This is a genomic window from Phocaeicola fibrisolvens (assembly GCF_025567125.1).
GTDB classification, from domain to species: domain Bacteria; phylum Bacteroidota; class Bacteroidia; order Bacteroidales; family Bacteroidaceae; genus Phocaeicola; species Phocaeicola fibrisolvens.
Map to the genome: position 1 here is coordinate 1 of NZ_JAOQJI010000075.1, position 10,978 is coordinate 10,978.

The 10,978-nt window shown below is 52.3% G+C and carries 9 protein-coding genes; 2 read left to right on the forward strand and 7 right to left on the reverse strand.

The genetic code is table 11. The features are described from left to right. Positions 1–126: 126 nt before the first annotated feature. The 7 genes from thiL to OCV81_RS17000 form a co-directional block, all read right to left on the reverse strand. A complete protein-coding gene (thiL, locus tag OCV81_RS16970) occupies positions 127–1,164 on the reverse strand; it encodes a thiamine-phosphate kinase (RefSeq protein ID WP_022355152.1) in 1,038 nt (345 codons plus the stop codon). A gap of 7 nt (positions 1,165–1,171) precedes the next feature. After that, positions 1,172–1,981, reverse strand: coding sequence for a purine-nucleoside phosphorylase (locus OCV81_RS16975; protein WP_148331035.1), 810 nt, complete (start codon positions 1,979–1,981; stop codon positions 1,172–1,174). Beyond that, complete coding sequence (lpxK, locus tag OCV81_RS16980; RefSeq protein WP_148331036.1) at positions 1,920–3,038, reverse strand: tetraacyldisaccharide 4'-kinase; 1,119 nt, start codon at positions 3,036–3,038, stop codon at positions 1,920–1,922. Before lpxK ends, OCV81_RS16975 begins: the two co-directional genes overlap by 62 nt. A gap of 12 nt (positions 3,039–3,050) precedes the next feature. Further along, the gene (sppA, locus tag OCV81_RS16985; protein WP_148331037.1) at positions 3,051–4,814 is read right to left on the reverse strand and encodes a signal peptide peptidase SppA; all 1,764 of its coding nucleotides are present in this window, start codon (positions 4,812–4,814) and stop codon (positions 3,051–3,053) included. Between the two features lie 512 nt (positions 4,815–5,326). Continuing rightward, positions 5,327–5,758 carry a SufE family protein gene (locus OCV81_RS16990; RefSeq protein WP_022355156.1) on the reverse strand — a complete coding sequence of 144 codons (432 nt, stop codon included), beginning with the start codon at positions 5,756–5,758 and terminating at the stop codon, positions 5,327–5,329. A 15-nt stretch (positions 5,759–5,773) separates the two neighbouring features. Next, positions 5,774–6,772, reverse strand: coding sequence for a M20 family metallopeptidase (locus tag OCV81_RS16995; protein ID WP_148331041.1), 999 nt, complete (start codon positions 6,770–6,772; stop codon positions 5,774–5,776). 81 nt (positions 6,773–6,853) lie between these two features. Next, complete coding sequence (locus OCV81_RS17000; protein WP_148331038.1) at positions 6,854–8,623, reverse strand: gamma-glutamyl-gamma-aminobutyrate hydrolase family protein; 1,770 nt, start codon at positions 8,621–8,623, stop codon at positions 6,854–6,856. A gap of 190 nt (positions 8,624–8,813) precedes the next feature. On the opposite strand from OCV81_RS17000, the gene OCV81_RS17005 reads away from it, so the two are divergent. Together OCV81_RS17005 and buk are read left to right on the forward strand one after the other, a co-directional pair. Further along, positions 8,814–9,734 carry a phosphate acyltransferase gene (locus OCV81_RS17005; protein ID WP_148331039.1) on the forward strand — a complete coding sequence of 307 codons (921 nt, stop codon included), beginning with the start codon at positions 8,814–8,816 and terminating at the stop codon, positions 9,732–9,734. Between the two features lie 11 nt (positions 9,735–9,745). Next, on the forward strand, positions 9,746–10,822 hold the full coding sequence (buk, locus tag OCV81_RS17010) for a butyrate kinase (RefSeq protein WP_148331040.1): 1,077 nt from the start codon (positions 9,746–9,748) through the stop codon (positions 10,820–10,822). The last annotated feature ends 156 nt before the right edge of the window (positions 10,823–10,978 follow it).

Genomic DNA, 10,978 nt, shown 5'->3' on the forward strand with positions numbered 1-10,978 from the left:
TTTGTCGGCTATAGCAGCATATTGCTTTTTTGAAAAGAAGCCCGCCATTGATGTAAACTTTGTCAATGACGGACAACTGTCTATTTTCTAATTTTATATCGAACTCACGTTAAGTTATAGGAGGCTTTATCCTTTCAACGGATTCCAGCCCTGCGCTTTCAGTTCCAGTTCGTTGCCGTCGCGGGTGACCAGTGCACAACCCAGTTCAGGCTTGGTGATGTGACCGATGATTTTGACATCCTTCATTTGGGCCACTGTTTCATGTGCTGTCAACGGGACGGTGAAGAGCAGTTCGTAGTCCTCGCCGCCATTCAGGGCACAAGTGCTCAGGTTCATGTTGAACTCTTCGGCCATCACGGCAGTCTGGTAGTCGATGGGAATACGTTCCTCATAGACCCGGCAACCTACGTGACTCTGTGAGCAGATGTGCATCAGTTCGGACGACAGCCCGTCGGAGATGTCCATCATAGCCGTAGGCCGAAGACCGGCTTTGGCCAGACTTTCGACGATGTCCTTGCGGGCTTCCGGTTTCAGGAAGCGTTCCAACAGGTATTCTTTTCCGGCAAAGTCGGGTTGTACGTCCTTTTCGCCCTGGAACACGGCTTTTTCGCGCTCCATCAACTGCAGGCCCATGTAGGCGGCCCCGAGGTCACCCGATACACAGATGAGGTCGGTTTCCTTGGCACCGTTGCGGTAGACCACCTTGTCCTTGTCGGCTTCCCCGATGCAGGTGATGGAGATGGCCAGTCCTGTGACGGAAGAGGTGGTATCGCCTCCCACGAGGTCCACGTGATGCTGTTCGCAGGCCAGGCGCAGGCCGTCGTAGAAGTCCTCCAGGTCTTCAATGCAGAAGCGCTTGGAGACAGCCAGTGAGACGGTAATCTGTTTCGGCGTACCGTTCATGGCGTAGATGTCGGAGAAGTTCACCATGGCCGATTTATATCCCAGGTGTTTCAGCGGGGTATAGACCAGGTCGAAGTGTACGCCTTCCATCAGCAGGTCGGTGGTGACCAGTACCTGCTTGCCGGGAAACTCCAGTACGGCAGCATCGTCGCCCACACCGTACTTCGTTTCCGGATTTTGTAGTTTGATGTCCTGGGTGAGGTGCTTGATGAGGCCGAATTCACCCAGGGTAGAAATTTCAGTTCTGTTTCCTTCGTGCATAGTATTTTTACGCTCTGTTGATAAGTTCTCTCATAATGGTGGTCATGCGGGGCTGTGCGGCGTCGGCTGCCTTCTGCACTTCTTCGTGGGATACTTCCACAATCTTGCCTTCCACGCCCAGGTCGGTGATGACCGATACGCCGAACACCTTGATGCCGCAGTGGTTGGCCACGATGACTTCCGGTACGGTAGACATACCTACGGCGTCTGCGCCCAGGATGCGGAACATCTTGTATTCCGACGGGGTTTCAAACGTAGGACCTTGTGTACCGATGTACACGCCTTGCTGCACCTTGATGCCTTTTTCCTTGGCAATTTCCAGTGCTTTGGCAATCAGTTCTTTGGAATACGCTTCGCTCATGTCCGGGAAACGCGGTCCGTAGTCGATGTTCTTGCCGCGGAGCGGATGTTCGGGGAAGAAGTTGATGTGGTCGGTGATAATCATCAGGTCACCGATTTCAAAATCCGGGTTCGTGCCTCCTGCAGCGTTCGATACGAACAAGGTCTTGATGCCCAGTTCACGCATCACACGCACGGGGAAAGTCACTTCCTTCATGGAGTAGCCTTCGTAAAAATGAAAGCGTCCTTGCATGGCCATGATATCTTTGTTGCCCAATTTCCCGAAAATCAGTTTGCCGCTGTGTCCTTCGACGGTGGAAACCGGGAAGTTCGGAATCTCCGAATAGTTGATTTCATACTTGTCGGTGATTTCATGCACCAGGCTGCCCAGGCCCGTGCCCAGGATGATGGCTGTTTCAGGATGAGTGTGCATCTTCGCCTTCAGAAAGGCGGCTGTTTCTTGAATTTTTTCTAACATACTCAATGATTTTGGGGTTAAATACTAGTTCTCCTTTGTGCAGGAACTCCACTTCTATGGGGAGCACATAAATATAGGGTTTCAGTTCGTCGGCGAGCTGCGGATGGCCGATGAGCCGCGAGGCATCCTTCTCGGTGGTCAGGATGAGGCGGCGTGCTTCCGGCAGCCGGTAGAACTGTTGCACAATCTGTTGCATGTCGGTCGCATCGAAGTTGTGATGGTCACCGAAAAGCAATGGGGTGACACTCGCGGCATGACGACGGACTTCTTCTACCAGGGGAGCCGGCGAAGCAATGCCGGTGACCAGCAATACTGCCTGGCCTTTCAGGGTGTCAAGTGCCCGGGCAGGTGTATCCGCAAACAAGGAATACAGTTTTCCGTAGGCCAGGGTGGTGAAAAACACCTCCTGATGGGGAAGAGGCTGTATGCGTTGCTGCAGTTGCTTGCATTTTTCCAGGCTGAGGTCGGGCGGACATTTGGTGACGATGAGCAGGTCGGCCCGTTGTTTGCCGCTGGCAGGCTCCCGTAATCGTCCGGCAGGCAGAAGCTGGTCGCATTCCACGGGTCGGTGGTAGTCCATCAGCAGGAGGTTCAGTCCCGGTTGTACGTAACGGTGCTGGAAGGCATCGTCCAGCAGCACGACTTCCGTGTCGGGTGCTCCTTCGGGGGCCATCAGTCGGTGGATTCCTTCGCAGCGGTCACCGTCCACGGCTACACGGATGTCCGGGAACTTGCGGGCCATCTGGAAAGGCTCGTCGCCGATGTCTTCCATGCGGGAAGCAGGAGAAGCGAGCACGAAACCTTTCGACTTCCGCTTGTAGCCTCGGCTTAGTACGGCCAGCCGGAACGAACCGTGCAGCAACCGGATGAGGTATTCCGTATGAGGTGTTTTCCCCGTGCCGCCCACGGTCAGGTTACCGATGCAGATGACGGGCAACGGAAAGCGTTCCTGCCGGAGCAGGCCCCGGTCGAACAACAAGTTCCGTACCCTCACACCGATGCCGTAGAGGACACTGAAGGGCCACAGTCCCCAATATATCTTGCATTTTCCGCTCATGCACGTCCCTCCTTATTGGATGCGCAAGTTGAATGGCAGACGGGCTTGTAGACGGTCGGACTGACCGAGGTGACGTATCCAGTCGAAGCTGCGGTAGTATTCTCCGAAAGTTTCCTGCAACTGGCTGTGAATGTAGCGGTCGGTACGGGTGTTCAGCAGCTGGGTCAGGAAATCTTCCTTGGCTGGGTAAGTCTGAAGATTGTAGTCCTTCACCTTGCCTAGCTGGGCTGCCAGTTGGATGGCTGTATCCAGTCCGCCCAGTTCGTCCACCAGTTTCAGTTCTTTGGCCATGCTGCCGGTCCATACGCGTCCTTCCGCAATCTTGCAGAGCTCTTCCAACGGAATGTGTCGGCCTTCGGCACAGCGTTTGGTAAACAAGGCGTATCCCTGGTTTACCATCTGTTGCATCAGGGCCGATTCTTCTGCATTGAACGGGCGGCTCATGCTGCCCATATCGGCCATTTTATGCGTTTTGACTCCATCGAAATGAAGTCCCAGTTTGTCGTTCAAAAGTTCGGAGGCATCGGGCATCATGCCAAAGATACCGATGGAGCCGGTCAGGGTGGTCGGTTCGGCTACAATCTTGTGGGCGGCGCATGAAATGTAATAGCCACCGGAAGCCGCATAGTCGCCCATGGATACTACGACCGGTTTTTCCGCTTTCAGCAGGCTGACCTCCCGCCAAATCTGTTCCGACCCGTAGGCGCTTCCACCCGGAGAGTTGACGCGGAGCACCACGGCTTTTACGTTCTTGTCCTTGCGCAAGTCGCGCAGGTCCTTGGTGACTTTTTCGGAGTTGATGCCCTCGTCGTACGATGATGAGCCGTTGTCAATTTCTCCGTAAGCGTAATATACTGCCACCACGTCGCGGGTCTTGCTCTTCGGGGCAGTCGCCTTGACACGGGTCATTTCGTCGAGGTTTAAAGTCTTGAGGTCGTCTTCGTCAGACAGTCCGGTAAGAGACTTCAGGTAGCTGAGCACTTCATCCTGATACATCAGTGTATCGGCCAGTCCGCTGCTTACGTAAGTTTCTGCCGGATGGAAATCCATGTTCCGGTCGGCCAGCAGGTTCAGGGAGTCAGCCGATATGTGACGCGATGCCGAGACGTCGTTCAGGATACTCTTCCAGGTAGATTCCAAAAAAGCCTGGGTCTGTTCACGGTTGGCCGGACTCATTTCAGTGCTCATCATTGGTTCCACGGCCGATTTGTACGTACCTACCCGGAAAATCTGCATCTTCACGCCGATTTTGGCCAGGAAATCTTTCAGGAACATGGTCTCGCTGGCCAGTCCGTGCCAGGAAAGACTTCCAACGGGATTCACGATAACCTTGTCGGCTACACTGGCCACATAATATCCGCCTTGTGTGTAAGCGTCAGCGTATGCCACCAGAAACTTGCCACTCTGCTTGAAGTCGGCCAGTGCCCGGTGAATGGCTTGCAGGGAAGCCGCTGAGCAGCTCAGTGCACCCGTATGCAGGTAGATACCTTTGATAAGGTCGTTTTCTTTGGCTTTTTGGATGGCATTCAGAATGTCTTCCAATCCGTAGGTAGAAATCTGGTCTTCAAAGAACTGGTCGACGGGACTGGGCTGGTAACGCTCCTGGATGGTTCCTTTCAGTTCGAGGGTAAACACGGAATTGGGCGGAACAACGGTCTCGGTTTCAGACGAGGCCATAATGCCTACTAATGTACTTATGCCCAAGATGATAAAGATGAACCCGCAGATTAGCACACCCGTGATGGTGGCCAGGGTACTTCGAAGAAACTCTTTCATTATAAGTCGTTTTTAGGATTAATAAACAAAGTTATTCTTTTTGACTGAAAAAACAAAAAACGGGCATGTTTAAATTTTGGAGATAGGGAAGAAGTAAGAACTGTATGTTTAAGAAATCTTAAAATAGAAAGTCTCCTATTTATAGGGTATAGTTAATTATTATAATATATTACAATAAGGTAGGAAAAGTGGGGTTTGCAGAAAGGTCTGACTAAAAAAATGTGAAAATTTTTAGAATTAGCTGATTTTCAATAGATTAAAATTGCTCAACCCTTCAGTAAACCCTGAAGTGGCAGGGAAAGGAGAGAAATGGGATAAGGATACTTCTGCATAAGGGCCAAAACGCTTAGGCGTTTTGATGGAAGCGCCTTTACGTTTGATGCCAAACGTTTAGGCGTTTAAGACAAAACGTTTAGGCGTTTGAGGTGAAACGTCGAAGCGTTTTTTTTAAACGAACAAGCCCCCGACTGGAGGTGAACCGGCGGGGGCTTGTGATATGGTCGGGAAATTGGTTAAGCTTCCTGCATCTTGGCTTTAAATGCCAAGGCATACATACGCATCTGTTTCACCATGGCCAGCAGACCGTTGCTGCGGGTAGGTGAAAGATGCTCCTTCAAGCCGATTTTTTCGATGAAGTAGAGGTCGGCATTCAGGATTTCATCTGGAGTATGACCCGATACAACTTGAATCAGCAGGGAGATGATGCCTTTGACAATCAGGGCATCGCTTTCTGCCTGAAATACCACTTTCCCGTCTACCAAATCAGCCTGCAGCCATACGCGGCTCTGACATCCGTCAATCAGGTTCTGTTCGGTCTTGTATTTCGGGTCGAGCGGTTGCTGGTCGTTGCCCAGGTCGATCAGCAGTTGGTATTTGTCCATCCAATCGTCGAAGTCGCTGAATTCTTCGATCACTTCGTCCTGGAGTTCGTTGATTGTTTTCATTGTGATACAGTTTAATTATTTTTCGTTATAAATCACGCCCATCACCGTTTGTCCAACAGCCTGAAGCGTGGCTTTGTCAATATTTTCAAGTGTGTCGTCCAGCGTGTGCCACGTAGGGTTGAAGCCCGTGTTGCTCTGTGTGTCATAGTGGATGATGTCTACACAGGGAATCTGACGGTACTGGTGCACATAGAGATGGTCGTCGGTGATTTGGCCTCCGTCTTCCTTGATGAAGTAGTTGCCATAGCCCAGGTGTTCGGCCATCTTCCAGATTTTCTTCATGGCATTGTGGGCCGTCCGCTTGGAATAGTCTTCGTAGTAGAATGTGGCATTCTTTCCGCCCACCATGTCCAGCAGGATGCCGAAGCGTGCCTTGTAATCAGGTACGTGAGGGATGCGTCCCCAGTATTGGGAGCCCAGACACCAGGTGTCCGGTTTGTACGTTCCTTTGTAGAACTCTGGCGTGCCGTAATCTTCCGCATCGAAGAATACGAGGTCGATGCCTACTTGCGGAGCCTGCTGTTGAATCTGTCGGGCAATTTCCAGTAACACACCTATTCCGCTGGCCCCATCGTTTGCTCCGTCAATCGCTTTCCGGTGGTTGGCTTCCTCGTCCTGGTCGGCATACGGGCGGCAGTCCCAGTGTGCACAGAGCATCACCCGTTTCTTGTTTTCCGGCTGGTAGGCTCCGATGATGTTGCGCGATTTCAAGACGGTACCGTCGTATGCGATCAAATCAGCCTGCTGGTTGTAGACAGTTGCCCCGAATTTCTTCAGCTGGGCAGCCAGGTAATCCCCACATTTCCGGTGTGCTTCCGTATTGGGCACACGAGGGCCGAAAGCAACTTGTGCGGCTACGTATGCGTATGCACTGTCGGCATTGAAGGCCGGTGCCTGAACGATGGCTTCTTCGGTTTCTTCGGTTTGCTGGCTGTTCTTGGAACTGCTTCCACAGGAAATCAAGGCACCTCCTGTCAGCAGGGCCGCTACGGTCAGCAGATTTTTTATTGAAATCATAATCCTTTCATTTAGTTTGCGCTGCAAAGGTAAACTTATTTTCGCACACCCCTTGCAGCCGTAAATACGTTTTAAACTTTATTTGTAGGAACCGCTTTCCTGCACTTGTTGCATGACGCGCAGGAAATTGCCGCCCCAGATACGGCGGATGTCTTCCTCGCTGTAACGTTCGTGCAGCAGCTGGCGGGTGAAGTTGATCATCTCCGAGGAATCGTTGCATCCGATGATGCCTCCGTCGCCGTCGAAGTCACTGCCGATGCCCACATGTTCGATACCCATCACGTTCACCATGTGGTTCAGGTGTTCGATGGCATCCAAGATGTGCGCCGGACGGTCGGTGCGGAGAAATCCGCTGTACAGACAGACCTGCACTACGCCCCCTTTCTTGGCAATGGCACGGAGCTGGTCATCGGTCAGGTTGCGCGGATGCTCGCAGAGCGCACGGCTGGAAGAATGCGAGCAGACTACCGGCTGGCTGCTGATGTCAAGTGTGTCATAGAAGGTTCGTTCGCCACTGTGCGACAAGTCCACCATCATGCCCAGGCGGTTCATCTCTCGAATCACCTGTTCGCCGAAAGGAGTGACTCCCAGGTTTTCTTCGTTGCGGCGGGCTGAACCGCAGATGTCGTTGTTCCCGTTGTGGCAGAGCGTCATGTATACCACTCCCCGTTTGCGGAAATGTTCTACCCGGCTGAGGTCTTTCCCGATGGCATATCCGTTTTCAATCCCCAGCATGATGGCCTTCTTTCCTTCCCGTTTCAGACGGTATAAGTCATCGGGCGTATACGCGATGTCTACTGCGGTACAGTTCCTGGCCACCATTTCCTCAATTTCATTCAGCAGACGGTCGGCTTTGGCGGTAGTTGCCAGCAAGGCTTCGTCCGTCCGTTCCTTTTGTTCCAGATAAGCTACCATGATGGTGGCATCCTGCCGTCCTTCCGTCATCTTGTGCAGGTCGACCTTGATTTTGGGGTCGCGCGTATCAAAGCGGATGTGCTGGTCGAAAAACATCGGAGTGTCACAGTGCGTATCCAGAATCAGCAGACGCTGGTGCAATTCTTTGGCTTTGCGGAACGAGCGGGCTTCGCGGACGAGCCATCCGAAGAGCGGCATCATGCATTTGTCCTGATTCAGGATGAAACATTCCGGATGCCACTGTACGCCCAGCATGGATTTGTATTCCGTGCTTTCGATGGCTTCTATCACCCCGTCGGGGGCCGTAGCTGATACCCGAAAACCGGGTGCCGGCTCTTTTACCGCCTGATGATGGAAGGAATTGACAGCTACTTCCTTGACGTTTAGAATACGGGCCAGCAGACTGCCTTCGGCCAGTTCCACCCGGTGTGAGGGGAAACTCCGTTCCAAATCCTGACTGTGCTTGATAGACGGCGTTTCTTTCTGTGCATAAATGTCCTGATAGAGCGTACCGCCCAAAGCGGCGTTGAGCACTTGGATGCCGCGGCAGATACCCAGTATCGGAATCTGCCGGTGAGCCGCCAGACGCGTCAACAGCAGTTCCTGCCGGTCGCGGTAAGGATTGATGCCATGGAGTTCCCGAATCGGATCTTCGTGCAGGAACAATGGATTCAGGTCACCTCCACCTGTGAGCAGCAGTCCGTCCAGGTGTTCAAGGGTGTTGATAAGTAAGTTGATATCTTCGTAAGGTGGAATGATTACCGGTACACCTCCCGCTTGAATGACAGACTGGTAATATCCCGGTGCCAAGGTCAGGTTGCCGTCACTGAAGTTTCCCGTGAGTCCGATGAGCGGCGCTTCTTTATGATTCGGGAAACGGTTGTGAATCCCCTCATCGAGGGCTTGAATATCGAAAGAAAAATTTGTTTTCATGCGTGCATTCTTTTTTAGCAAGTGAGGCAAATATAGAGAGAACTTGTGAATTAATGGCACAATTAGGGAGATAAAGTCGTTATTTTGTTATTCATTGCAGATGGTCCTTCCAGCGTGTATAGCATTAATTAGCATCTCGGATAGATAGTTATTCAAATTATTTTCTCATATTTGTTTAAAATCTAATGATATGGAATTGATTCGAAGCCTTTCTCAGATGGTAAACTGCCTGCGTTCGCGCGGCATACGGCGGAAAGTGGCGGTGGTCTGCCCGAACGACCCGCACACGGAGTATGTGATTATCCGCAGTCTGAGAGAGGAAATTGCCGAATACCTCCTGGTGACGGATTCAGCCCATTTGAAAGAAGCACTCGACTTGCGGTCGGCTTCTCCCGATTTTGTGCATATTTACGAAGCGGGTACACCCGATGAAGCGGCGGCATTGGCCGTGCAGCTGGTACGTATGGGAGAAGCGGAAGTGCTGATGAAAGGGCTCATCAACACAGACAACCTGTTGCGGGCGGTATTGAAGAAAGGTGAAGGACTGTTGCCCGAAGGAGGCGTGTTGAGCCATGTCACGGTGGCGCAGGTTCCCTTGTATCACAAGCTGTTGTTTTTCTCGGATGCGGCAGTCATTCCACGGCCCACGTTGGAACAGTTCCGGGCAATGATTACCCATGATTTGGATTTGTGCCGTAAGCTGGGTTGCGAAGAGCCTCGGGTAGCACTTATTCATTGTACGGAGAAAGTCAACGAGAAGTTTCCCCACACCCTGAGCTATGTGGAACTCAAGAAGGAGGCGCAGGAAGGACGTTTCGGACACGTCTTCATCGACGGACCGATGGATGCCAAAACCGCCTGCGACAAGCACAGCGGGGAGATAAAGGGTCTTTCTTCTCCCGTGGTCGGCAATGCGGATATTCTGATTTTTCCCAATATCGAATCGGGCAATACGTTTTACAAAACCTTGTCCTTGTTTGGCGATGCGAACATGGCAGGCATGCTCACCGGAACCCTTGCACCGGTGGTAGTGCCTTCGCGGAGTGACTCCGGTAACTCCAAATACTACAGTCTGGTACTGGCTTGCTTGGCAGGGACGCGAAAAGAATAAGACCTGACCTTATGAAAATACTTGTCATTAACCCGGGCTCCACTTCCACGAAGCTGGCAGTCTATGAGAATGAGAATCCCGTGTGGCGTGAAAGTATCGCACATCCGTCCAAGGAACTGGCGGACTTTCACCATATCAACGAGCAGTATGAGTATCGTCGTGCGCATGTGCACGACACGTTGGAGAAGGCGGGCATTCCGCTTGCTTTTGATGCCGTGATTGCCCGCGGAGGCTTGTTGAAACCGACTCCTGGCGGGGTGTATCAAATCAATGAGCGCATCAAGCATGACTTGTGGCATGCCAGTATGGAACACGCCTCGAACCTGGCAGCCTGGATTGCCGACGAGATAGCGCATTGCGCCGGTTGTCCGTCTTACCTGGCCGATCCGGTGGTAACGGATGAGTTGCGCGACTTGGCTCGTATATCCGGTATCCCGGAGCTTCCCCGTATCTCTATTTTTCATGCCCTGAACAGTCGGGCGGTATCCCGACGTTATGCGGCCCGCATCGGACGGAAATACGAAGAACTGAACTTGATTGTGGCCCACTTGGGGGGAGGAATCTCGGTCAGCGCACATCACTATGGGAAAGTGGTCGATGTGAACAATGCCTTGAATGGGGAAGGACCCTTCAGTCCGGAGCGGGCAGGTACCCTGCCGGCCCGACAGTTGGTAGATTTGTGCTTCAGCGGGAAATATACATACGCGGAAATCCGGAAGATGATCAACGGTCGGGGAGGTTTGGTGGCACATCTAGGCACTACCGATGTGCAGAGCATTATCCGTTGGGCCCATGCCGGAGCCGAAAAGCACAAACTGGTGCTCGATGCCATGCTCTACACGGTGGCCAAGCAGGTAGGAGCCATGCACATTGCCCTGCACGGACAGACCGATGCCGTGATTCTGACGGGAGGCATTGCTTTCAATGACTATTGTATCCGCGGGCTGCGGGAGTGGTTGGAAGGACTGGCTCCCATCGTGGTGATTCCCGGTGAGGATGAAATGGGTGCGTTGGCCATGAATGCTCTGGGTGTGTTGCGAGGAGAGCTGACCTTGCAGGAATATGCACCGGAAGGAGATGCGGAGTAAATTTTGCGGCATGTCCTTTTTACGTAATACATAGATGGAAACATTGGGAAAATAAAAAAGAGGCTGTCTCAAATTGAAATATAATTTGAGATGGCCTTTTTTGTGCCTGCAAAAAAATCGGGCAAGCCCAAACTTCGCTCAGTCAGGACTTGCCCG

Excerpts from the sequence above, each read along its gene's own strand:
- thiL (WP_022355152.1), bottom strand. The coding sequence starts at position 1,164 with ATGCACGAAGGAAACAGAACTGAAATTTCTACCCTGGGTGAATTCGGC.
- OCV81_RS17000 (WP_148331038.1), bottom strand. The coding sequence starts at position 8,623 with ATGAAAACAAATTTTTCTTTCGATATTCAAGCCCTCGATGAGGGGATT.
- OCV81_RS16975 (WP_148331035.1), bottom strand. The coding sequence starts at position 1,981 with ATGTTAGAAAAAATTCAAGAAACAGCCGCCTTTCTGAAGGCGAAGATG.
- OCV81_RS17005 (WP_148331039.1), top strand. The coding sequence starts at position 8,814 with ATGGAATTGATTCGAAGCCTTTCTCAGATGGTAAACTGCCTGCGTTCG.
- OCV81_RS16990 (WP_022355156.1), bottom strand. The coding sequence starts at position 5,758 with ATGAAAACAATCAACGAACTCCAGGACGAAGTGATCGAAGAATTCAGC.
- sppA (WP_148331037.1), bottom strand. The coding sequence starts at position 4,814 with ATGAAAGAGTTTCTTCGAAGTACCCTGGCCACCATCACGGGTGTGCTA.
- lpxK (WP_148331036.1), bottom strand. The coding sequence starts at position 3,038 with ATGAGCGGAAAATGCAAGATATATTGGGGACTGTGGCCCTTCAGTGTC.
- buk (WP_148331040.1), top strand. The coding sequence starts at position 9,746 with ATGAAAATACTTGTCATTAACCCGGGCTCCACTTCCACGAAGCTGGCA.